At 46.7% G+C, this 21,291-nt stretch carries 22 protein-coding genes and 1 pseudogene; 15 read left to right on the plus strand and 8 right to left on the minus strand.

Going from position 1 to position 21,291, the window contains the following annotated elements; genetic code table 11:
* Window position 1 precedes the first annotated feature (1 nt).
* From E0D71_RS06350 to E0D71_RS06360, 3 genes are read left to right on the plus strand one after another with little or no spacing between them, the layout of a single operon-like run.
* A complete protein-coding gene (locus E0D71_RS06350; protein ID WP_133002474.1) occupies window positions 2–757 on the plus strand; it encodes a glycerophosphoryl diester phosphodiesterase in 756 nt (251 codons plus the stop codon).
* An 18-nt stretch (window positions 758–775) separates the two neighbouring features.
* Complete coding sequence (locus E0D71_RS06355; RefSeq protein ID WP_133002766.1) at window positions 776–1,534, plus strand: DeoR/GlpR family DNA-binding transcription regulator; 759 nt, start codon at window positions 776–778, stop codon at window positions 1,532–1,534.
* 21 nt (window positions 1,535–1,555) lie between these two features.
* A complete protein-coding gene (locus E0D71_RS06360) occupies window positions 1,556–2,350 on the plus strand; it encodes an HAD-IIB family hydrolase (protein WP_133002475.1) in 795 nt (264 codons plus the stop codon).
* A gap of 37 nt (window positions 2,351–2,387) precedes the next feature.
* Here the strand turns inward: E0D71_RS06360 and E0D71_RS06365 are convergent, their stop codons facing one another.
* On the minus strand, window positions 2,388–3,314 hold the full coding sequence (locus tag E0D71_RS06365) for a DUF808 domain-containing protein (protein WP_133002476.1): 927 nt from the start codon (window positions 3,312–3,314) through the stop codon (window positions 2,388–2,390).
* Window positions 3,315–3,563: 249 nt separating this feature from the next.
* Between E0D71_RS06365 and E0D71_RS06370 the strand changes: the two genes are divergently transcribed.
* Genes E0D71_RS06370 through E0D71_RS06380 form a run of 3 tightly spaced genes read left to right on the plus strand, consistent with a single transcriptional unit; the run spans window position 3,564 to window position 6,743 of the window.
* Window positions 3,564–4,754 carry a GAK system CofD-like protein gene (locus E0D71_RS06370; RefSeq protein WP_133002477.1) on the plus strand — a complete coding sequence of 397 codons (1,191 nt, stop codon included), beginning with the start codon at window positions 3,564–3,566 and terminating at the stop codon, window positions 4,752–4,754.
* A gap of 28 nt (window positions 4,755–4,782) precedes the next feature.
* On the plus strand, window positions 4,783–5,787 hold the full coding sequence (locus E0D71_RS06375) for a response regulator (protein ID WP_133002478.1): 1,005 nt from the start codon (window positions 4,783–4,785) through the stop codon (window positions 5,785–5,787).
* 2 nt (window positions 5,788–5,789) lie between these two features.
* On the plus strand, window positions 5,790–6,743 hold the full coding sequence (locus E0D71_RS06380) for a sensor domain-containing diguanylate cyclase (protein ID WP_133002479.1): 954 nt from the start codon (window positions 5,790–5,792) through the stop codon (window positions 6,741–6,743).
* Window positions 6,744–6,821: 78 nt separating this feature from the next.
* Here the strand turns inward: E0D71_RS06380 and rimK are convergent, their stop codons facing one another.
* Window positions 6,822–7,730, minus strand: coding sequence for a 30S ribosomal protein S6--L-glutamate ligase (gene rimK / locus E0D71_RS06385; RefSeq protein ID WP_207923348.1), 909 nt, complete (start codon window positions 7,728–7,730; stop codon window positions 6,822–6,824).
* A 75-nt stretch (window positions 7,731–7,805) separates the two neighbouring features.
* Window positions 7,806–8,210, minus strand: a pseudogene (locus E0D71_RS17455) (RimK/LysX family protein); the annotation flags it as partial.
* Between the two features lie 239 nt (window positions 8,211–8,449).
* Between E0D71_RS17455 and E0D71_RS06390 the strand changes: the two are divergent.
* Entirely contained in the window at window positions 8,450–9,376 is a 927-nt protein-coding gene (locus tag E0D71_RS06390; RefSeq protein WP_133002481.1) for a D-hexose-6-phosphate mutarotase, read from the plus strand.
* Window positions 9,377–9,532: 156 nt separating this feature from the next.
* Here the strand turns inward: E0D71_RS06390 and E0D71_RS06395 are convergent, their stop codons facing one another.
* Window positions 9,533–10,309, minus strand: coding sequence for an exodeoxyribonuclease III (locus E0D71_RS06395; RefSeq protein ID WP_133002482.1), 777 nt, complete (start codon window positions 10,307–10,309; stop codon window positions 9,533–9,535).
* Between the two features lie 116 nt (window positions 10,310–10,425).
* Here E0D71_RS06395 and pyrE point away from each other — a divergent pair, with 116 nt between their 5' ends.
* Window positions 10,426–11,079 (plus strand): orotate phosphoribosyltransferase, encoded by a 654-nt coding sequence (gene pyrE, locus E0D71_RS06400; protein WP_133002483.1) that lies wholly within the window; start codon window positions 10,426–10,428, stop codon window positions 11,077–11,079.
* Between the two features lie 48 nt (window positions 11,080–11,127).
* Here pyrE and slmA read toward each other — a convergent pair whose 3' ends face one another.
* The 4 genes from slmA to coaBC form a co-directional block, all read right to left on the minus strand.
* Window positions 11,128–11,721, minus strand: coding sequence for a nucleoid occlusion factor SlmA (gene slmA / locus E0D71_RS06405; RefSeq protein ID WP_133002484.1), 594 nt, complete (start codon window positions 11,719–11,721; stop codon window positions 11,128–11,130).
* A gap of 66 nt (window positions 11,722–11,787) precedes the next feature.
* Window positions 11,788–12,696, minus strand: coding sequence for an acetylglutamate kinase (gene argB / locus E0D71_RS06410; protein WP_133002485.1), 909 nt, complete (start codon window positions 12,694–12,696; stop codon window positions 11,788–11,790).
* Between the two features lie 330 nt (window positions 12,697–13,026).
* On the minus strand, window positions 13,027–13,485 hold the full coding sequence (dut, locus tag E0D71_RS06415) for a dUTP diphosphatase (protein WP_133002486.1): 459 nt from the start codon (window positions 13,483–13,485) through the stop codon (window positions 13,027–13,029).
* Window positions 13,486–13,514: 29 nt separating this feature from the next.
* Window positions 13,515–14,738 carry a bifunctional phosphopantothenoylcysteine decarboxylase/phosphopantothenate--cysteine ligase CoaBC gene (gene coaBC, locus E0D71_RS06420; protein ID WP_133002487.1) on the minus strand — a complete coding sequence of 408 codons (1,224 nt, stop codon included), beginning with the start codon at window positions 14,736–14,738 and terminating at the stop codon, window positions 13,515–13,517.
* A gap of 136 nt (window positions 14,739–14,874) precedes the next feature.
* Here coaBC and radC point away from each other — a divergent pair, with 136 nt between their 5' ends.
* The 7 genes from radC (at window position 14,875) to E0D71_RS06455 (ending at window position 21,291) form a co-directional block, all read left to right on the plus strand.
* Entirely contained in the window at window positions 14,875–15,549 is a 675-nt protein-coding gene (gene radC, locus E0D71_RS06425; protein ID WP_133002488.1) for a DNA repair protein RadC, read from the plus strand.
* 240 nt (window positions 15,550–15,789) lie between these two features.
* Window positions 15,790–16,026, plus strand: coding sequence for a 50S ribosomal protein L28 (gene rpmB, locus E0D71_RS06430; protein WP_133002489.1), 237 nt, complete (start codon window positions 15,790–15,792; stop codon window positions 16,024–16,026).
* A gap of 11 nt (window positions 16,027–16,037) precedes the next feature.
* Window positions 16,038–16,208: a 50S ribosomal protein L33 gene (rpmG, locus tag E0D71_RS06435; RefSeq protein WP_011978459.1), complete on the plus strand. Its 171-nt coding sequence runs from the start codon at window positions 16,038–16,040 to the stop codon at window positions 16,206–16,208.
* A gap of 124 nt (window positions 16,209–16,332) precedes the next feature.
* Window positions 16,333–17,151 carry a bifunctional DNA-formamidopyrimidine glycosylase/DNA-(apurinic or apyrimidinic site) lyase gene (gene mutM, locus E0D71_RS06440; RefSeq protein ID WP_133002490.1) on the plus strand — a complete coding sequence of 273 codons (819 nt, stop codon included), beginning with the start codon at window positions 16,333–16,335 and terminating at the stop codon, window positions 17,149–17,151.
* A gap of 220 nt (window positions 17,152–17,371) precedes the next feature.
* Window positions 17,372–18,364 carry a BMP family ABC transporter substrate-binding protein gene (locus E0D71_RS06445; RefSeq protein WP_133002491.1) on the plus strand — a complete coding sequence of 331 codons (993 nt, stop codon included), beginning with the start codon at window positions 17,372–17,374 and terminating at the stop codon, window positions 18,362–18,364.
* A gap of 267 nt (window positions 18,365–18,631) precedes the next feature.
* Window positions 18,632–20,185 carry an ABC transporter ATP-binding protein gene (locus E0D71_RS06450; RefSeq protein WP_133002492.1) on the plus strand — a complete coding sequence of 518 codons (1,554 nt, stop codon included), beginning with the start codon at window positions 18,632–18,634 and terminating at the stop codon, window positions 20,183–20,185.
* The gene (locus E0D71_RS06455) at window positions 20,185–21,291 is read left to right on the plus strand and encodes an ABC transporter permease (protein WP_133002493.1); all 1,107 of its coding nucleotides are present in this window, start codon (window positions 20,185–20,187) and stop codon (window positions 21,289–21,291) included. The genes E0D71_RS06450 and E0D71_RS06455 overlap by 1 nt, the downstream gene beginning before the upstream one ends.

Genomic DNA, 21,291 nt, shown 5'->3' on the forward strand with positions numbered 1-21,291 from the left:
TATGCAAACCAATCCAGCAGTACGAAAAGACATTTTGAAAAGTAAGGTGATGGGGCATCGGGGTGCGGCATTATTGGCACCAGAAAATACCTTAGCCTCGATTAAAGCGGCGGCTGAAACCGGAGTTAAGTGGGTAGAAATTGACGTTTACCTGATCGACAAAGGCGGTTTGATTATTTTTCATGATGACACACTAGATCGCTGTACGAATGGCGCTGGTGTGACGCGAGAAACCGACCCGCTGGTGGCCAGTACATTGGACGCTGGTGCTTGGTTTGCACCTGAATTCAAAGGGGAAAGCATTCCTACCTTGATCGAAGCCTTGGATTGCATTCAGGCGCTGGGGTTGGGTTTGAATCTAGAAATCAAACACGACACAGCTGACGTCGAAAATATCGTGCCGACCGTCTTAGACACATTAAAAGAGTACTGGGTGGACAATGAAAAGCTGCTTATTTCTAGCTTTAATCATGACGCTCTAAAAATGGTGTTTGAGTTGGACCCACAGCGTCACCTTGGCCAACTTTATGAAGCGATCCCGGCGAATTGGCAGGCACAATTAGAGCAAATTCATGCTTATAGTTTGAATTGTGATTACAGCTTGTTAACGCAAGCGCAGGCGCAAGCGGTGAAGGCCGAAGGCTATAAGTTGTTGTGCTATACCGCGAACGATCCTGAGACAGTGACCGAGCATTGGGAATGGGGAATGGACGCCGTGATTACGGACAATCCTTCTGTGTTTGCTTCTTTTATTTAGTCGTGTAGGACAATGATGTTGAGTCTCAACGAACGACAAAGCCAGATATTGAACTGGGTTCAGCAAATGGACAGTTTACTGGTAGAAGACATGGTGGCGCATTTTGATGTTTCCTCGCAGACCATTCGCAAGGACATAAATCAGCTGGCAGAACGCAATCTGGTGCGTCGTACCCATGGCGGTATTGCACCGGTTTCCAGCATGGAAAACCTACCTTTTGATCACAGACACAATCTCAATATAGCGGCCAAGCTGGCGATTGCGGAGCGAACCGCAAAGGCCATTCCAGACGGCTCGTCGTTGTTTCTAGGGGTGGGCACCACGGTCGAATATGTGAGTCGAGCCTTGTTAGAGCATAAAGCGCTGCAGGTGTTTACTAACAACCTGACGGTGGCCAGTATTTTTGGCACTCGTCCTAATATTCAAGTGCGGGTATTGAGCGGTAAGTTGCGGCATCGACATCATGATTTAGTGGGCGAAGAAACCCTTGCTGGTTTGCGCCAATATTATTTCGACTATGGCATTTTAGGGTGCGGTGGTCTGGATGATGTGCAAGGTATTTTAGACTTCGACCCAGAAGAAGCGGCCGTGAGCAGAGTGTTAATCGAACAAAGTCGTCATTCATTTTTAGTGGCTGATCAGCACAAATGGAATCGCAAGGCGATGGCGCGAGTGGAGTCTTTTTCCAATATAGACTGTTTTTTTAGTGACGAAATGACGCAGCCAAGACAGCAAATGCTTAAGGCTGCTGGCGTCAAAGTAGAGCTGGTGGGTTAAGACCGGTTGGTTAGGAATCGTATGTCGATAAAATCACTTGAACATTTCAGTAAAGAGGCTTGTCACGGGGTGCGATTTATCCTCACGGATGTGGATGATACCTTAACCTGGCATGGGCGTTTACCGGAGCAAACGTTAGCGGCCCTGACGCGCTTAAGCGCAGCGGGCATCAAGGTGATACCAGTAACGGGAGGCTGTGCTGGGTGGTCAGATATGATCGCACGAACGCTTCCGGTGGAAGGCGTTATTACCGAAGGTGGCGGCTGTTTTATTGCCAACACAGAGGGCGTATTAGATTACACTTTTTGGCGTGATGAAGCGGAAATGCTCGCGGACCAAGCCAGTATTATGGCAAAGGTTCAGCAAGCGCTAACGGCGTTTCCTCGTTTGCGCTTGGCGCGTGACCAATCTTATCGGTTAACCGATGTGGCGATTGATTATGCTCAAGACGTGAAACCGCCTGCCATTGATGAGAAAAACGCCTTGCTTAAGGTTTTGTTGGAGCAAGGGTTGAACGCCAAAGCCAGTTCTATCCATATTAATGTCAGTGGTGGTGGCTACGATAAGTTTGCCATGGCAGAAAGAGTGCTGCGTGAGCGTTATGGCTTGCACGAAGAAGCCTGTCGCCAGCAGGTGGTGTACGTTGGCGATGCGCCCAATGATGAAAGCATGTTCGCGCGCTTTCCATTAAGTGTAGGCGTCGCCAATATTGCTCAGCACTTAGATCATATGCAGCATCACCCAGGCTTTCAAACTCAGCAGCCTGGTGGTTTTGGTTTTGCGGAATTTGCTGATTATTTATTGGCCAATACTTAACTGTGTTGCCAATCGTGAAGGATAAGCAAGGCGTGAATTAGCCTTGCTTATTGGGGCGCATTTTTTGTAAGCAAACGACGCCAGCTGTCACCAGAGTACCGAGTAACAGGCCAACCAGTAAACTAATGCCGGTATTGAGTATCATGCTGATGAAAGGCTGTTGGGTAATTTCCCCTGAAACGGCCTCTTGAGCAAGATGGTGTAGCGCCGGTAAACCATGAACAACAATGCCACCGCCGACTAAAAACATGGCGATCGTCCCCACAATAGACAGCAGCCGAATGACCCAGGGCGCACTTTTCAAAATGCCTGAGCCGATTACTTTCACCAGTGCCGCTTTTGATTGGATTAAATGAAGGCCAATGTCATCGAGCCGCACGATTAACCCTACCAGCGCATACACACCAACAGTCACCAATAACGCAATCAGGCTCACTACGACGGCTTGAGTCAACAAAGGTTGGCCATTCACTGTGCCAAGTGCAATCACAATGATTTCAGATGATAAGACAAAATCGGTGCGAATTGCGCCACGCACTTTGCTTTTCTCAAGTGCCAATAATGCCTGATCAGACAGGTTTTGTTTTTTGACTATGTCAGCGTGTAGCTTGCTCTTATCATCGTGGCGATGCTGATAAACATGCAGGATTTTTTCGATGCCTTCATAGCATAAGTAAGCGCCACCGAGCATTAACAATGGTTGGATCAGCCAAGGAATAAAGGCGCTGATGACCAACGCAAGTGGCACCAAGATGATCTTATTGATGAAAGAGCCTTTGGCAACCGCCCAAACAACAGGCAGCTCTCTATCCGCCTTCACGCCGGTGACTTGTTCTGCGTTTAACGCCAGATCGTCGCCTAATACGCCAGCGGTTTTCTTGGCCGCCACTTTAGAAAATACGGCAACGTCATCGAGTAAGGTGGTGATGTCATCGAGTAACGCAAGCAGTCCTGTCATTGCCATATCATGGGTCCTATTGATGAGTAGTCTGTGTGTTTTTATTGTGCGTTAAGCGTGAAAGAAAACCAAATGAAACAAAAGACGTTACACGGCATTAATCACGCTTTTGGTTAAGAATTGCAGGCAATGTGTTCTGCTTGACTCTTTTCTGTGCTCTAACGTGACTATTGTAAGTCACGTTAACACTTTTCCTCTTGTTGTCATGGTCTAGGTTATTTAAGGTAGTGCCAGTTCAATGGTTTTGAGGTCAATATGTCTAGCTCTTGTCGCATTTGGCGGCGCATGCAAATGCCTGATCTTGCTCGAATTCACCGTTACCAAAGTTTGCCTGAGCAAGGTCCCAAAGTATTATTTTTTAGTGGCGGTTCAGCACTGAATAAAATCAGTCGCGTGCTCAAAGGCTACACCCACCATTCTATACACCTTGTGACGCCTTTCGATTCTGGTGGCAGTTCTGCTCGTTTGCGGGCTGAATTTGATATGCCGGCCGTAGGAGATTTGCGCAGCCGCTTGATGGCGTTGGCCGACGAAACCGTGATGGGGCAACCTGAAGTCTATGCTTTGTTTACCCACCGTTTTGGTATGTCCGCTTCTTTGTCTGAGTTACGAGAAGAGCTTAAGCAGCTAGTGGATGGGTCGCATTCACTGATCAAACCGATTCCAAACCCCATGAGAGAGTTGATACAGACGCAACTTGGGGTGACTCAAGCGCAAATCAGCGACACCTTCGATTTGCGAGGAGCGAGCATTGGCAACCTGATTATTTCAGGTGGTTATTTGAATAACCAGCAACAGTTAGACCCCATAGTGTTTCTTTTCTCGCGTTTGACGAAGGCGCTTGGCGAAGTCAAAACCATATTGGATGCTCCTTACCATTTGAGCGTAGAGCTTGATAATGGCGAGATCATTCTAGGTCAGCACCGGATTACCGGCAAAGAGCATGCTGTGCTAGACAGTCCAATTAAGCGCATGTGGCTAAATAAAGGCTTAAAGCAGGTGTCTGCGATCAACAGTGAGATTGCCGAAGATCGTCGTGATCTCATTGAACACGCTGATTTAATTTGTTATCCACCGGGCAGTTTTTATAGCAGCGTGCTGGCTAATTTACTGCCTGTTGGCGTGGGTCGGGCGATTTGCCAGAACCCAAATCCTAAGGTCTATTTACCGAATTTGGGCGTGGACCCTGAGCAATTCGGTTTGTCGTTGATGACACAAGTAGAGCGCTTGGTTGCGACCGTACTTAGCGACGCAAAATCCATGGAAGCCATTCAGTTTGGTGGTTTGGATTACCTCTTATTGGATGATCGTCATGATTATGGCGAGATTGATGAAAAGCAATTGAGCTCGCTTGGTGTGAGCGTTATCAAGACGCCACTGATCGCTCAAAAAGAACATAAATATGATGAGCAAATGGTCGTTAAAGCCTTGTTATCTATGATGTAAATCTATTTTTCGGTTTTGGGAAATACGTATGAGAAAGAGTGTATTAATTTGCGATGACTCAAGTATTGCTAGGAAGCAATTGGCAAAGACATTGCCAGCTGACTGGGACATTGACGTAGATTATGCCCAAGATGGACAGGAAGCCTTAGACATAATAGCGAAGAAGAAAATTGATATTCTTTTTCTCGACTTAAACATGCCCGTCAAAGATGGTTACCAAACATTAGAGGAGTTACGAGGCCGTGGGGCCATGCCCCATGTGTTGGTGGTGTCTGGTGATGTGCAGCCGCAAGCAGTGCAACGGGTAAAAGACCTTGGCGCAATTGCCTTTCATAAAAAGCCAATTCAGGTGGATGCCCTACGTGAGTCTCTTCAGTCTTTAGGTTTAATGGAGCTGGGTGTTCATTCGGTTGCCAGTGCTAGAGCGTCTGTTGTGGATGATTTTTCATTCTCAGAATGCCTGCAAGAAGTGTCCAATGTCGCGATGGGGAAAGCCGCCAGCGTATTGGCTGACATGCTCAATGTTTTTGTTAAATTGCCTGTGCCTACGGTGAATATTTTAGAGGTTAGTGAGCTGCAAATGGCGCTTGGGTATGGCTCGCAAGACAGTCGATTTTCTGCCATCTCTCAAGGTTTTGTCGGTGCTGGTGTTGCGTTTGAAGCCCTGCTTATTTTTAACGACACTAGCTTTCCTGATATCGCCAAATTGTTGAATTCATCGGGAGAGGTTGATCGTGACAGAGAGGTCGAACTACTGATGGAGGTTTCTTCGGTGCTGGTTGGGCCTTTTATGGATGCGCTTGGCAAGCAAATGAACATTGATTTCAGTTTTGGGCACCCAGCTCTACTGGGTCAGAATGTCAAAATGGCCAACCTCATTGATGTAAAAAGATCGACATGGAAGCGCACGTTAACGGTAGAAATTGTCTACGAGATTGAAAATCACAATGTAAGTTGCGATTTGCTTTTGCTTTTTACGGAGGATTCTATTCCCGTGCTCGAAAACTTATTGTCTTATTTGGTTGAGGATTAGCCATGTCGAACTCTCTAGATGAAATGATGGAGCTGCATTGGCTGTTTGATATGCTCAACCATATCGATCTGGGCCTTGTTGTGGTCGATCAAAATTACAAAATAACCCTGTGGAATAGCTTTATGGAAAACCACAGTGGCAAAAGCTCCTCCATTGCCAAAGATCAGTCGTTATTCAATCTTTTTCCCGAAATAGACAAAGAGTGGCTGCAGCGTAAGTTAGATAATGTGATTGCCTTAAGGACATCCATTTTTATTTCTTGGGAGCAGCGACCTTACCTTTTTGCTTTTAAAAGCTACCGCCCCATTACTGGGCTGGCCGACAACATGTACCAGAATATCACCTTGCGCCCACTGGCCAACGCAGACGGTACTGTGAAGCATGTGTGCATTGCTGTTTATGATGTGACGGACACGGCGACCCATAAACAGGCGCTTTCATCGGCCAATCGTCAGCTTGAACAGCTCAGTAAAACCGATGCGTTAACGGAATTACACAACCGAGGCAGCTTAGAAAAAGCCCTGGGTATTATTTTTTCCGCGTATCAGAAGAAACCGAGCAGCACGCATTCCTTAGTGATAGCTGATTTGGATTTCTTTAAGAAAATCAATGATCAATATGGGCATCCCATTGGAGACATCGTATTAAAAGAAGTCGCCAAACTGATGATGGCATCGACACGTAAAGGCGATTTTATTGGTCGCTATGGCGGCGAAGAATTTGTCGTGCTTTTGCCTAATACACCCTCTTCAGGGGCCATAAGCTTTTGCGAGAAATTGCGCCAAAAGATCGAAGCGATGACGATAAAAACCGATAAAGGGGATATTAAAGTCACCATGAGTTTGGGAGTAGCCCAGCTGATGGAAGAAGATAAAACGTCGTCTGCTTGGCTGGTTCGAGCCGATGAAGCCTTGTATAAAGCAAAAGCCTCTGGCCGTAATCAAACGTTTGGCTAAACACAGCGAATAAAAAGCCGCTCTTCAGGTATTGGAGAGCGGCTTCGATGTCTATTGCTGGGCTTTGAGGGGTAACGCTTAGGCTTCTTTTGGCTTCATGAGTTGTCTTTCAATGGCCATTATCATGCGCACTGCGATGTCTTCATTGGTCGCGGTTTCTATGCCTTGTAACCCCGGTGACGAGTTGACCTCCAAGAGGAGTGGGCCTTTATTGGAGCGGATCAAGTCGACCCCCGCGACTTTTAAATCCATGGCTTTAGCGGCTTTAATCGCGATGCGCTTTTCTTCTGGAGTGATTTTAACCAATTCCGCGCGACCACCTTGGTGGATATTGGCTCGAAATTCGCCCACCGCGGCAGTTCGCTGAATGGAAGCAACCACTTTCCCATCTACCACGAAGCAGCGTAAATCTTTACCGCTCGATTCCTTAATAAACTCTTGCACGAGAATGTTCGCGTTTAAGCTCTTAAACGCATTGATCACGCTGTCGGCCGCTTTGCGTGTTTCGGCCAATACCACGCCTGTTCCCTGAGTGCCTTCTAGCAACTTAATGATAAGTGGCGCGCCGCCAACCATATCAATGAGATCACCTGTGTCCAGAGGCGAGTTTGCAAAGCCTGTCGTCGGTATGTCTAAACCGTTGTCTAACAGTAACTGCAATGAGCGAAGTTTGTCTCGCGATTGGGCAATGGCGGTTGAGGTGTTTAAGCAATAAATACCCAATGACTCAAATTGTCGTAATAGCGTGCAGGCATAAAAGGTTTTGCTTGGACGAATGCGCGGAATCACAGCATCGAGGTCGTTTAGAATACGGCCTCCTCGATAATGAATTTCAGGGGTAGTCGCGTCCAATTTCATATAGCAGTTTTTGATGTTTAAAAACTGAATTTCATGGCCACGTGCTTCTGCCGCTTCGATGATGCGTCGGTTACTGTACAAATCTGGATTACTGGCCAATAAGCCGATTTTAAGGCCACCAGTGCGCATCTCAGGAGCCTTGTATAAAGACGCTAAATCGTTCTGTAGGCGATCGCCAAGCAGGCAGTGACCTTCTGGGTCAACGAGAATGCGGCCGTTCATTGCTTCACGACCCAGTAACATGCGATAGCCCATGCTGTCTCGATCGGTGAGTGTTAACTCAACCACCCACGACTTTTCCCCTAGTGCTAAAGACGCACGAATCACAGGGCGCTTTTCTTTGTCACCGCTGGAGCTTTTTACCACGCGGTGGTCAATGATCTGCGCTTCACAATGCACCGTGATTTTACGGTTATCCTGTAATGGATGAACCTCAAAGCTGGTCCACTGCTCGCCATTCCGTGAAAAATACTGAATGTTAATCGCGTGCAAAGAAGAGGTTTTAGCGCCGGAGTCGATGCGCGCTTTTACCGCCGGAATGTTCAGAGAGGAGAAGGCACACCACTCTTCACTGCCGATGACCATTTTGGGTTCATTTAGTTGATTCATAAGACGTTGGCTCTGACTAGAATGTCGATAATAGCAAAAACAAAAGAGGGCGTTTTTCTGCAGTAGAAGACGCTATCGTATTGACTGGCTTTATAGCCTAAAAAGCAAACCAGGTTAAGTTTTATTCGGTAAAAAATTGATTCTCAGAATTATTAAATAGTCAGCATAAGCACAAACTATTGTAATCGTATTGTCTGGGGCTAATATGTGCGTACTAGATTAATCTTATGGAGTCTTGAATGAATGGCCAACTGATTCGAGAGTTGGAAACACTGGGTGGTGAAATACTACCGGCCAGCCTAAAAGAGTGTGATGAAATTGTGATTAACCAGCCTGATTTCAGTGCGCGTATTGCATTGTGGGGCGGTCATTTGGTGAGTTTTATACCGACAGGGCAGAGCGATCTTTTGTTTCAGTCTGCCAATGAAGGTGCTGATACCCGTTTTGGACGCCGTCACTTTGGTGTGCCTGTTTGCTGGCCGTGGTTTGGGGCGAACGAGAAACACAAAGATTACCCGGCACATGGTCTTGCACGTTATTTTCGCTGGCAACTGGCCGAAGTGGGCACTTTTAAAAATGGTGACGCTAAAATTGTGCTTCGATTGGCGTCTGAGGATCACCCATTAATCGAAGAAATGTGGCCTCAAGCGTTTGAGCTAAGACAAGTATTTCGTTTCACCAGCGATGGCTTTAGCATTAATTTCTCGGCGGCAAACTTATCTGATAAAACCATGCCGGTTAGCGAAGCCTTACATACCTATTTCCATGTGGGTAACAACAAAACGGCTGAAGTGCATGGCCTAGATGGTGTGATCTATGTGGATAAGCTTGAAAAAAGCGCCCGTAAACAGCAAGAAGGCACAGTGACACCATTTGAATGTGTGGACAGTGTGTATCTAGAGTCACCGGATGTGTGTGAGATCCATGACCTCGATTTGCAGCGCAAAATTACGGTGAGCAGCGCAGGCAGCCAAAGTACTGTGCTGTGGAATCCAGGCCCTGAGCTTGCCAAACAACGCAGTGACATGGAAGACGAAGACTATCGCCACTTTGTCTGTGTGGAAACAGCCAATGCGTTGAACGATGCCTACGAGATTAAGCCTGGCGACATGCACCAGCTTAGACTGAATGTTATGGTTGCGCCTTTAACGCCTGCTGACGTTTAACGGCTGCTAACGTTAAACGGCTGATACTGTACGGTACAAGGTATTTAATGACAAAAAAGCCCATCAGCCTTGCTTGTGTAACACAAAACTGTGTCATACAACCAAGGCTGGTGGGCTTTTTATTGATCGCTCTGTCTTCGCCAATGGCAAGTCAGATTAATCGATATTGTATTCCATGATCAATGGCGCATGGTCAGAGAAACGCTGACCTTTGTAGACGCTGCCACCTTGGATCAAGTGTTTGATGCCAGGCGTGGTAATTTGGTAGTCCAAACGACCTCCTTCATCTAACTTCCAAGCGCGCTCGTAGTCAGGCCACCAAGTGTATTGCTTGTCTTGTTTGTTAACTTGGCGGAAAGCATCAACGTATTCAAGCTCGTTGAAAATTTCGTTAATCCATTTACGCTCTTCAGCCAGAAAACCAGAGTTGCGTTGGTTTACAAACCAGCTGCTCACATCGATCGGTGAACGTGCCACGTTGGCAGTTCCACAAAAAATAAACTCACGGCGTTTACGGCGTGTTTTAATCAAGTGGTTTTTAAAACCTTCCATAAAACGGTATTTATGCTCTTGTAGCGCATCTTCATGGTTTGACCCATGTGGTGTTAGGAATGCACCAATGCTGACCTTATCGAAGTCTGCTTGAATAAAGCGCCCTTCAAAGTCGCACTCAGGAAATCCCATGCCGGTCATGATGGCTTTTGGCATCGTTTTACAATAAATGGCTACGCCTGCTTGTTCAGGGTCTTCCATAGAGTCAAAAAAGTAAGTGTTGTACCCAGGTGGAAAGAAGACGCTGTCATTAAGACTGCGTTCATCCGCCTGAATATCTTGCAGACAGACAACATCAGGATCCTGACGAACCATCCACTCGAAAAAGCCGCGATCGGCTGCTTGTCTTATACCGTTTACATTAAGGCTGATGACCTTCATTTCTGGTCCCTACAATTCCTAGCCGTGTGTTATATTAGCGCCTATCCAATGTTGGCATGGCTTCGCTCGTTCTTGGCGGCGCTTTGTTCTATTTTTAAAATCTATCTGGAGTCGGCATGAAACCTTACCAAAGAGACTTTATCGAGTTCGCCATTGAGCAAAATGTTTTGCGTTTTGGCGAATTTACACTCAAATCTGGCCGCGTAAGCCCTTACTTCTTTAACGCTGGCTTATTCAATTCTGGACAAGCGTTAGCGAAGTTAGGTCGCTTTTATGCAGCCGCATTAATGGAAGCTAATGTTCCATTTGATGTTCTATTTGGCCCTGCTTATAAGGGCATTCCTTTGGCTACCACAACCGCGGTGGCACTGTTCGATCACCATGATGTGGACACCCCTTACGTTTTCAACCGTAAAGAAGCGAAAGCTCACGGTGAAGGTGGTTCTCTCGTCGGTGCCCCTTTAGCAGGTAAAGTCATGATTATCGATGACGTTATTACCGCAGGGACGGCCATTCGAGAAGTCATGTCCATCATACAAGAAGCAAAAGCCGTTCCGGCTGGCGTGCTAATCGCATTGGATCGCCAAGAACGTGGTCAAGGCGAGCTATCTGCAATCCAAGAAGTCGAACGTGACTTCAACATGCCTGTGATCAGCATCGTTTCTCTTAATGACATCATGACCTACTTAGCAGAACAAGCAACGCCTGAGCTTGCTGAGCATCTTGATGCTGTTAAAGCGTACCGTCAGCAGTATGGTATCGAGTCGTAATCGAAGCCGTGCTAAGCCATAGTACTAGGGGGCTTTTGGCTCCCAGTACTAGCGGTTAAGCATTAGCGTTTTTACTAATGCTGACCATTGTTCTGTCCACGCTTCAGTGGGTTTTACTTTAAATTCACTGCGCACATAGTGGCGGATTTTGCCTTCTATTATGGCCAGCAAAAAGTTAGCGCAAGGTGCCACTCCCATCACTGGGCGTAAGCCTTGTTTTAAGTCCGCTTCACGCATGACTTGTTTTAACTGAGTTTCAATCCTGTCAAACAGCTGAGCAATACGAACGCGTAAACGCTCTGTCTCGCCCGCTAATGCGTCTGCAGTAAGAAGACGGCACATGCCTGGGTTCTGTGTAGAAAAGCCCAGCACTAGGGTGACAATCATTTCAATGCGAATCAGAACATCACTTTCATCTTGTACGATTCTGTGAATGCGCGTGAATAACGATTCTTCAATAAATTCGATCAAGCCTTCAAACATTTTCGCTTTGCTTGGGAAATGACGATATAAAGCGGCTTCAGAGACGCCAACTTGTTTCGCCAATGCGGCGGTCGTGATACGTGCTCCAGGGCTGCTTTCTAGCATTTGAGCTAGCGCCTGCAGTATTTGTGTTCGACGATCGCTTTTTTTGTTGCTCATTTATGTTCTGTTCCCAAACTCGTTATTGTTAATATGTCGTCTTGAAAAACTTGGCTGACACGCGGCTTATTCTGCCGCTTTTGTATTTGAGATTAAGGTGCCAACGCCTTTGTCTGTTAGGATTTCTAACAAGATCGCGTGAGGTACGCGGCCATCAATAATAATCGCACTGCCGACGCCTGCATTGACGGCAGAAAGTGCACAACTGATCTTCGGCAGCATACCGCCATAAATAGTACCATCGGCAATTAAGCCATCAACTTGAGCGGTTGTTAGCCCAGTTAACACATTGCCTTGCTTGTCTTGTACGCCGGAAATATTTGTCAGCAGCATAAGCTTTTCAGCGCCAACCGCTTCAGCGACTTTGCCGGCGACTAAATCGGCATTAATGTTATAAGAGTTGCCTTCAGCGTCCACACCAATTGGTGCGATAACAGGGATCAAGTCACTGTTTTCCAATACTTTTAGCACGTTTGTATCAATGCTAGCGACTTCACCAACATGACCAATGTCTACAGGCTCTGGCGCACTCATGCCTTCGGCTTGATGCTTAACAAAGAGTTTCTTCGCTTGAATAAAGTGGCTGTCTTTACCCGTTAGGCCGATGGCTTTACCACCCGCTTGGGAGATCATATTCACAATGTGTTTATTGACCTGACCACCAAGCACCATTTCCACGACATCCATTGTTGCGGTGTCAGTGACACGCATGCCATTGATGAATTTGGATTCGATGCTGAGTTTTTCCAACATGTCGCCAATTTGAGGGCCACCACCATGCACAACGATAGGGTGAATGCCGATGGCTTTCATTAGCACTATGTCTCGAGCAAAGCCCGCTTGGAGTTTTTCGTCTGTCATGGCATTGCCGCCATATTTTATAACGAGTGTTTTGCCAGCGTAGCGTTGGATATAAGGCAAAGACTCACTTAGTACATTGGCAACATCTAAAGCGGATTCACGCGAAAAAGCCACGGTAAAATTACTCCTGTTAAGCGATGAAACCCCCGGTTGTGTTGGTTAGGGGCTTGGCGGCTCAGCAAAGAGCCATTTTTATAATAGTTTAGCCGGTTGCTGTGTCAGAACGATGACTGTTCAAGGCTAGTGACAAGTGTGAGCAACCACTTAGGGTTGAAATAATAGCGTGATCCAGAGGGATACACTATAGAAATTTGTATGAAAATTACGAACTTTAGACTTATGAAAGTAAATTCAATTTCAGTTTTGAAAGATGGGTGAGAGAATGTGGAAAGCGGTGTGAGGAAAGGTGAAAAAAATTCACCTTTTCTCGTTTGAAAACAACAATTATTTCGTGCCAGTGTGGCCAAAACCACCTTCGCCGCGAGCGGTTGTTTCAAATTCAGTCACGATATCAAATTCCGCTTGAACCACAGGAACTAAGACCAATTGCGCGACACGTTCGCCAGGCTCAATGGTGAAAGTCGAGTGTCCGCGGTTCCAGCAAGACACCATGAGTTCACCTTGGTAATCAGAATCAATCAAACCCACAAGGTTGCCTAGCACTATGCCGTGCTTATGGCCCAAACCTGAGCGCGGTAAAAGCACCGCCGCTAGGCTAGGGTCTTGAATATAAATAGACAATCCAGTTGGTAGTAGCGTTGTATCGCCAGGAGAAAGTTCAATGGCTTCGTCTAGGCAGGCGCGTAGATCAAGGCCTGCAGAGCCTTCTGTGGCGTAAGTTGGCAAGGGGATTTCTTTGCCGATTTTATCGCTGATGATTTTTAATTGAATGGCATGTTTCATAGTCTTCACTTTGTCTTGTCGATAATAGATTAATGGGAGGAATGGGTGTGTTGTTGGATTAGGCTGACGAGTTCAGTGGCTAAGGTTGTTTTTGTCGCCTTATCTGGTGTCCAAAGAGCGTCTTTAGTAATAACAGACACTTGGTTTTCGTCTTGATTAAAGCCAATGTCTGCACGAGACACGTCGTTGGCAATGATCATATCCAAGCCTTTTCTGGCCAATTTGTCCTTGGCGTATTCGATGACGTTTTGAGTTTCTGCCGCAAAGCCGATCACGCATTTTGACCAGTTGTTTTTGGCCACGGCGGCAATGATGTCAGGGTTTTTGACCAAGGTCAGGTGCAGCTCGTCGGTGTTGCTTTGCTTTTTCATTTTTTGATCTGAAGCTTGCTTCATTTTGAAATCAGCCACGGCGGCAGCGCCGATAAAAACATCCGCTGGATGAGTCATAGCGGTGGCGCATGCGGCCAACATATCATCGGCGCTTTTGACGGGAATTAGCTTTGCGCCAGCTGGCGCTGGGATTTGCACTGGACCACTGATCAAGGTGACTGCGGCGCCACGATGCAGTGCGGCCTGCGCTAATGCGTAGCCCATTTTTCCAGAACTGTGGTTGCTAATAAAGCGTACCGGATCAATGGCTTCCATGGTCGGGCCTGCGGTAATTACCCAGTGTTGGCCGGCCAAATCTTGGCTTGCTGCAGACGCGCTAAAATGCTCAGTAATAGCGTCAAAAATATCGCTTGGTTCACTCATGCGGCCAGGTCCCACATCACCACACGCTTGGGCTCCATCCGCAGGGCCAATGCTCAATACTCCACGGGCAGACAGTAAGGCGGCATTGGCTTGGGTTGCTGGGTGCTTCCACATGGCTTGGTTCATCGCTGGCGCCAGTAACACCGGCGATTCGGTAGCGAGACATAAGGTGCTTAATAAGTCATTGGCCATGCCTTGGGCATAGCGCGCCATAAAATCGGCGGATGCCGGGGCGATAACAATCAGATCGGCCCACTTGGCCAGCTCAATGTGGCCCATACCGGCTTCGGCATTGGGGTCCAAAAGCGTACTGCGCACCGGGTGACCAGACACAGCTTGCAGCGTCATTTCTGTCACAAAGGCTTTTGCCCCTTCGGTTAAGACCACTTGCACCTCGCCGCCTGCCTTGGTGAGCAAACGAATTAATTCAATACTTTTGTAGGCAGCGATGCCACCAGTAATACCTAATAGAATGCGTTTTTGCGCTAGGTTTGACATATAAAACTTCTCAATCCAAGTGGTGGCCGATAAGGTAAAATATCCAATCGATAAATAACGACTAAACTAGTCACTATAGAGACAGGACGTCTCTGTTTTATTGCTGCCAAGATTAACATGGATCAAGGAGTAGATCATGAGTATTAAGCATTGGCCGGAACAAGAGAGACCGCGAGAAAAGCTGATTCACCAAGGGGCAAGTGCCTTAACGGATTCTGAATTGCTGGCGATTTTCTTACGCACAGGAACGCAAGGCATCAGCGCGGTCGAGTTGGCGCGGCAAGTGTTGTTGCAGTTTGGAGGTCTACGCGCCCTGATGTCGGCCAGCCGTGAAGAGTTTTGCCAAGGCTTTGGTCTGGGCGATGCCAAATACACTCAGTTGCAAGCGGTGCTTGAAATGTCCAAGCGGCATTTGCACGAGCAGTTAAAGCGAGAGACCGTCTTTACCAGCGCAGAACACGTCCGTCAGTATCTTTCTGCGCAACTAAGGCACGCCCAAAGAGAGGTGTTTGCAGTGCTGTTCTTAGACACCCAGCACCGTTTGATCCGATACCAAGAGCTTTTTATGGGCACCATAGACGCGGCGGCGGTTTATCCGAGGGAAGTGGTGAAAGCGGCGCTACAGTATAATGCCGCTGCGGTTATTCTGGCTCACAATCATCCCAGTGGCGTGGCCGAACCCAGCCAAGCGGACATTTCAATCACGACAAAAATACAAGACGCACTCAACTTGGTGGATGTCAGATTGCTGGATCATTTTGTAGTAGGCGACGGCACGCCCGTGTCGCTTGCCGAAAGAGGCCTGTTATAAAAAGAGACAAGTAATGGGGGATTTATCGGTAAATTCGACGCTACTTGGCTTTTTTCGCGACTAACTTTGAAGAATTGATCAATTTTTTAACAAAATATTTGCCCAGAAGAGCTGCTTATGGGAGAATGCGCGCCGCTATTCCTCGGTACGGGATATTTTTGATTCATAAGGAATCATGCTCCGCCTGAGGAAGTGAAGCACACTTCCAATAATCTTCTGGATAGCAAAAGGTATTTAATTATGTCTCGCGTATGTCAAGTTACTGGGAAACGTCCTGTTACAGGTAATAACGTTTCTCACTCAAAACGCCGTACTAAGCGTCGTTTTCTTCCTAACCTTCACTGGCACCGTTTTTGGGTCGAAGGTGAAAACCGCTACATCCGTTTACGTGTATCTTCTAAAGGTATGCGTATTATCGATAAAAAAGGCATCGAATCAGTTCTTTCTGATATGCGTGCCAACGGCGAAAAAGTATAAGGATCTGAATCATGGCTTCTAAAGGCGCTCGCGATTTAATTCGCATGGTATCTTCTGCTGGTACTGGTCACTTTTACACAACTGACAAGAACAAGCGAAACACTCCAGACAAACTAGAAATGAAAAAGTTTGATCCTGTTGTACGTAAGCATGTTATGTACAAAGAAGCGAAAATTAAATAATTTTCGGTCTTTGTAAAAAGAAACCGACTCAATAGAGTCGGTTTTTTTGTATCTACTATATAGTAGAACCTGTTGAACATATGGTCAGCATTGTTTTCACCGTGCATTTTTTGCTGAGGTCCCTATGCCTGAATTACCAGAAGTAGAAACTACCCTGCGTGGAATCGAGCCACTTCTTGTTGAGCAAACCGTCGCTCATATTGATGTTCGTCAACCTAAGTTGCGTTGGCCGATTACGCCTGCATTAGTCACAGAAATGCAGGGGCAAGTGATCACGCACCTAACGCGACGAGGTAAATACATTGGTATTCACACGGCGGCAGGTACGTTAATTATCCACCTTGGGATGTCAGGTAGCTTGTATTTCGTTGAACCAGAAACGGCGCCGTTATTTCATGACCATGTGGATTTTCGTTTTGCTGGTAAGGGCCCTTGGCTACGTTACACGGACCCTCGTCGCTTTGGCGCTGTGCTGTGGACAAAAGGCGATTGGCTGGCGCATGAGCTGTTGGCGCATCTTGGCCCTGAACCCTTGTCTGAAGATTTTCATATCGATTACCTTTATGAAAAGGCAAAAGGCCGTAAAGTGGCGATCAAAAGCTTCATTATGGACAGCAAAGTGGTGGTGGGTGTTGGCAATATTTATGCGAATGAAGCCTTATTTATGGCGGGCATTCGACCAACACGTATGGCGGGCAACATTAGTAAAGCACGCTATGCTGTATTGGTTGAGTGCATCAAAACCGTGCTAGCAGCGGCGATTAAACAGGGCGGCACCACCTTAAAAGATTTTGTCGGTGGTGATGGTAAACCTGGCTACTTCAAGCAAGAGCTTATGGTATATGGACGAGCCGATCAGGCGTGTACCGCCTGTGGTGCGGTCTTAAAGGAAATAAGACAAGGTCAACGAAGTACGGTATATTGTCCAAAATGCCAAACCTGACCCATTGGTTAGGTTATAGGCATGTTTATTGCTGTTGTTCTTGCGAATCTTGATTCGTGTTTTATCACAGGCAGTATTTTGATGTTCCTCTTGGAATAAGGGGGTCATCTGAACGTTGTTGTCATTGCGATATGACATTAATCAGTTTATTTTTGACCAGTTAGGCAGCTTCAAAATAAAAATGGGCTAGCCATCATTAAAAAACATGAGAGGAATTGGAATGAAAGGTATCTTTCTTGCGTCCGTAACGGCATTGGCTGTATCTGTAAGTGTGGCTCATGCTGCGGACAAACCTGCGGTTGTCTACGATCAAGCCGGTAAATTCGACAAGTCTTTTAACGAAGGCGTGTACGACGGTATTACTAAATACACAAAAGAGAGTGGCGTTAAAGTTCGCGAATTCGAACCAAAGAATGAAGCGCAAGTTGAGCAAGGCCTTCGCCGTTTAGCTAAGCGTGGTTATTCGCCAATCGTGGCGGTTGGTTTCACGATGACGTCTTCTGTTGAAAAAGTAGCGAAAGATTTCCCTAACATTCATTTCACTTTGATTGACAGCGTGGTTGATCTGCCAAACGTTGAATCCATTGTCTTTAAAGAGCACGAAGGGTCTTTCCTTGTTGGTGCTTTGGCAGCAATGAAGTCTAAAACCGGTACGGTTGGCTTTATTGGCGGTATGGACATTCCTTTGGTACGTAAGTTTGGTTGTGGTTACGAGCAAGGTGTTAAATACATTGCTCCAAATGACAAAGTTATCCAAAACATGACAGGTTCTACTGGCGCGGCGTTTAACGACCCAACAAAAGGCTCTGAATTGGCGAAAAGCCAGTTTTCACAAGGCGCTGATGTTGTCTTCGCGGCCGCTGGCGGTACAGGAATCGGTGTTTATCAAGCCGCCGCCGATGCTGGTCATTACGCGATCGGTGTGGACTCTAACCAAAACCATTTGCACCCAGGTGTGATGCTAACCTCTATGGTTAAACGCGTTGACCGTGCAGCGTACAACACCTTTAAAGACGGTGCAGCGGGAGATTGGAAACCAGGTCTTCAAGTACTAGGTTTGGCTGAAGATGGTGTGGATTGGGCGCTTGATGATAATAACAAGGGCTTAGTAACCGCTGAGATGAAAGCGAAATTAGCGGACATCAAAGCAAAAATTATCAGTGGTGACATCAAAGTACATGACTACATGTCAGACAGTACTTGTAACTACTAAGTTATATCGAGAAACAGTCGTCCATTGTGTGGGCGGCTGTTTTTTTGTCTTAGTGCTTCTGTGAAAAATGTTTCTGCTAACGAAAAATATCGCATGGGTCATGCTCTGAATCGTTTGTTTTCATTGAGTAAGATTGTTGAGTGTTTATCCGCAGAGCAGGCATTGATAGCCATCAAACTAAGGTAGCGATATAGGCAGGCTGAGTGTATTTTGATCAAAATATGATTTCACCGCCCTAACATAAAGCAGACGAATTATTATTGAAATATGACAAACAATACAACGCCATACGCAATTGAATTGCGTGATATTAGCAAACGCTTTGGCGCCGTTCAGGCGAACAAAGACATTTGCCTACAAGTTCCTGCAGGTACGGTTCACGGTATTATCGGTGAAAACGGGGCAGGTAAATCGACTCTGATGAGTATTATTTATGGTTTCTACGAGGCGGACTCGGGCCATATTGAAGTCGATGGAAAAATTGTAGATATTCGCAACTCACAAGATGCGATTAAAGCCGGCATAGGTATGGTGCATCAGCACTTTATGTTGGTTGAAAACTTCACGGTTTTGGAAAACGTGATGTTGGGGGCCGAGGGTGGTGCCTTATTGCAGCAAGGTATGGATGCAGCTCGAACTGAATTGAAGCGTCTTGCTCATGAATACAGTCTAGACATTGATGTAGATGCGGTTGTGGAAGAGCTCCCAGTTGGTCTACAGCAGCGTGTTGAAATTTTGAAGGCTCTGTATCGTGGCGCGCGCATTCTGATTCTAGATGAGCCGACAGGCGTTTTAACACCACAAGAAGCGGATCACCTATTCCGTATCTTGCGCTCGTTGACTGAGCAAGGTGTGACGGTTTTATTGATTACGCATAAATTACGTGAAATCTTGGCTTCCACGAGCAATGTCTCTGTGATGCGCCAAGGTGAAATGGTGGCGCATCGTGAGACGGCAAAAACGGATAAAGAAGAGTTAGCCGAGCTGATGGTGGGAAAAAAGGTGCGCTTGAAAGTCGATAAAGACGACGCGACACCAACGGACGTTTTTTTATCCGCCAAAAACCTTTCCCAATTTGATAGCCAAGGCGTGAAACGTTTAAAAGAAGTGAGCTTGGAACTGCGTGCTGGAGAAATCCTAGGCATCGCAGGGGTCTCTGGTAATGGCCAGAGTGAGCTGTTGAATGTGTTGTCTGGTATTACGCCAATGGACGAAGGTGAAATTCAATTTGCCGGGCAAACCATTACCGCCAGTGCGCCTAAAAATGCAGCGCAAATGCGTGATATGAAAATGGCCCACGTGCCAGAAGATCGCCATAAAATGGGCTTGGTAACAGGGTTTGAAGCGTATGAAGCGGCGGTGCTGGGTTATCACAATTCAGCGGCCTATAACGGCGCCTTTTTGATGAACCGCAAGGCCATGCTAGATGAGTGTAATACTCGGATGGCAGCTTGGGACGTTCGTCCCCCAAATCCTCATCTAAAAACCGCCAACTTCTCTGGTGGTAATCAGCAGAAAATCGTGATCGCCCGTGAAGTCGAGCAGAACCCAGATGTGTTGCTGATTGGTCAGCCAACCCGTGGTGTCGACATCGGCGCCATCGAAAACATTCATGAACAAATTGTAAAATTGCGAGATTCTGGCAAAGCGATTTTGCTGGTATCGGTAGAGTTGGACGAAATTATGGCACTGAGTGATCGCATCCTAGTGATGTTTGATGGTGCGGTTGTTGGTGAGCTTGATGCAAAAGACGCCGACGAACGTACTCTTGGTTTGATGATGGCAAACGCCTACAACGAAGACCAAAAAGGAGTGGCGTAATGAGTCAGGCTAAGGTTCCTGTTTGGGTCAATGTCGGCCTAATTCCGTTTATTAATATTGTACTGGCCTTTTTGGTGTCTGGTTTGGTGTTTGTTGCCATTGGCCAAAACCCAATAGAAGCTGCGGGTTACTTGGTGTATGGCGCCTTTGGTTACGATGAGGGGATTGGTTATACGCTGTATTACGCGACCAACTTCATCTTTACTGGTTTGGCGGTGTCGGTCGCCTTCAAAGCGGGTTTGTTTAATATCGGTGGTGAAGGCCAAGCTTATATCGGTGGGTTAGGGGTTGGCCTTGTGTGTCTTTCGCTTGATCACTCTATGCCCTTTATTGTCATTATGCCGCTGGCGATCATAGCGGCCGCCTTGTTTGGTGCAGCGTGGGCGTATGTTCCCGCTTACTTGCAAGCGCGACGTGGTAGTCACATCGTTATTACCACCATTATGTTTAACTTTATTGCCTCGTCTTTGATGGTTTACCTAATGGTGAACTGGTTAAAAGAAAAAACGGGCATGGCGCCAAACAGTCGTACTTTCGAAGAAAACGCTTGGATGCCGTATCTGCACAATATGCTCACTCCATTGGGTATCGACATCGGTGATTCTCCATTAAATGGTGCGTTTATTTTGGCTTTGGTGTGCTGTGTGCTGGTCTGGGTCTTAATTTGGCATACCCGTTGGGGTTACCAACTTAGAACCTTGGGAACCAACCCAACAGCGGCTAAGTACGCGGGTATTGATACCGCTAAAGTCACTATTTGGGTGATGTTGATTTCTGGTGGTTTGGCTGGTTTTGTGGGTATTAACGAAATCATGGGGGTAAACCACAGTCTATTGCTGAACTTTACCGCAGGTTATGGTTTTGCCGGAATTGCTGTGTCTTTAATGGGCCGTAATCATCCTATTGGTATTGTGCTGGCCGCTGTTTTGTTTGGTGCCTTGTATCAAGGTGGCGCTGAGCTAGCGTTTGAAATTCCAAGTATCACACCTGAAGTTGTGGTGGTTATTCAAGGTCTGGTGATTTTGTTCTGTGGTGCCCTAGAGCACATGTTCAAAGGTCGCATCGAAGGCTTCTTTATTCGCAGAGCCGCGGCGCAGGAGAAATAA

The sequence above is a fragment of the Marinomonas sp. KMM3893 genome (assembly GCF_004352855.1).
GTDB classification, from domain to species: Bacteria; Pseudomonadota; Gammaproteobacteria; order Pseudomonadales; family Marinomonadaceae; genus Marinomonas; species Marinomonas arenicola.

What these genes read in the sequence shown, in the direction of transcription:
- E0D71_RS06350 (WP_133002474.1), top strand. Translation starts at nt 2, where the DNA reads ATGCAAACCAATCCAGCAGTACGAAAAGACATTTTGAAAAGTAAGGTG.
- E0D71_RS06360 (WP_133002475.1), top strand. Translation starts at nt 1,556, where the DNA reads ATGTCGATAAAATCACTTGAACATTTCAGTAAAGAGGCTTGTCACGGG.
- E0D71_RS06365 (WP_133002476.1), bottom strand. Translation starts at nt 3,314, where the DNA reads ATGGCAATGACAGGACTGCTTGCGTTACTCGATGACATCACCACCTTA.
- E0D71_RS06370 (WP_133002477.1), top strand. Translation starts at nt 3,564, where the DNA reads ATGTCTAGCTCTTGTCGCATTTGGCGGCGCATGCAAATGCCTGATCTT.
- E0D71_RS06375 (WP_133002478.1), top strand. Translation starts at nt 4,783, where the DNA reads ATGAGAAAGAGTGTATTAATTTGCGATGACTCAAGTATTGCTAGGAAG.
- E0D71_RS06380 (WP_133002479.1), top strand. Translation starts at nt 5,790, where the DNA reads ATGTCGAACTCTCTAGATGAAATGATGGAGCTGCATTGGCTGTTTGAT.
- rimK (WP_207923348.1), bottom strand. Translation starts at nt 7,730, where the DNA reads ATGCGCACTGGTGGCCTTAAAATCGGCTTATTGGCCAGTAATCCAGAT.
- E0D71_RS06390 (WP_133002481.1), top strand. Translation starts at nt 8,450, where the DNA reads ATGAATGGCCAACTGATTCGAGAGTTGGAAACACTGGGTGGTGAAATA.
- E0D71_RS06395 (WP_133002482.1), bottom strand. Translation starts at nt 10,309, where the DNA reads ATGAAGGTCATCAGCCTTAATGTAAACGGTATAAGACAAGCAGCCGAT.
- pyrE (WP_133002483.1), top strand. Translation starts at nt 10,426, where the DNA reads ATGAAACCTTACCAAAGAGACTTTATCGAGTTCGCCATTGAGCAAAAT.
- slmA (WP_133002484.1), bottom strand. Translation starts at nt 11,721, where the DNA reads ATGAGCAACAAAAAAAGCGATCGTCGAACACAAATACTGCAGGCGCTA.
- dut (WP_133002486.1), bottom strand. Translation starts at nt 13,485, where the DNA reads ATGAAACATGCCATTCAATTAAAAATCATCAGCGATAAAATCGGCAAA.
- coaBC (WP_133002487.1), bottom strand. Translation starts at nt 14,738, where the DNA reads ATGTCAAACCTAGCGCAAAAACGCATTCTATTAGGTATTACTGGTGGC.
- radC (WP_133002488.1), top strand. Translation starts at nt 14,875, where the DNA reads ATGAGTATTAAGCATTGGCCGGAACAAGAGAGACCGCGAGAAAAGCTG.
- rpmB (WP_133002489.1), top strand. Translation starts at nt 15,790, where the DNA reads ATGTCTCGCGTATGTCAAGTTACTGGGAAACGTCCTGTTACAGGTAAT.
- rpmG (WP_011978459.1), top strand. Translation starts at nt 16,038, where the DNA reads ATGGCTTCTAAAGGCGCTCGCGATTTAATTCGCATGGTATCTTCTGCT.
- mutM (WP_133002490.1), top strand. Translation starts at nt 16,333, where the DNA reads ATGCCTGAATTACCAGAAGTAGAAACTACCCTGCGTGGAATCGAGCCA.
- E0D71_RS06445 (WP_133002491.1), top strand. Translation starts at nt 17,372, where the DNA reads ATGAAAGGTATCTTTCTTGCGTCCGTAACGGCATTGGCTGTATCTGTA.
- E0D71_RS06450 (WP_133002492.1), top strand. Translation starts at nt 18,632, where the DNA reads ATGACAAACAATACAACGCCATACGCAATTGAATTGCGTGATATTAGC.
- E0D71_RS06455 (WP_133002493.1), top strand. Translation starts at nt 20,185, where the DNA reads ATGAGTCAGGCTAAGGTTCCTGTTTGGGTCAATGTCGGCCTAATTCCG.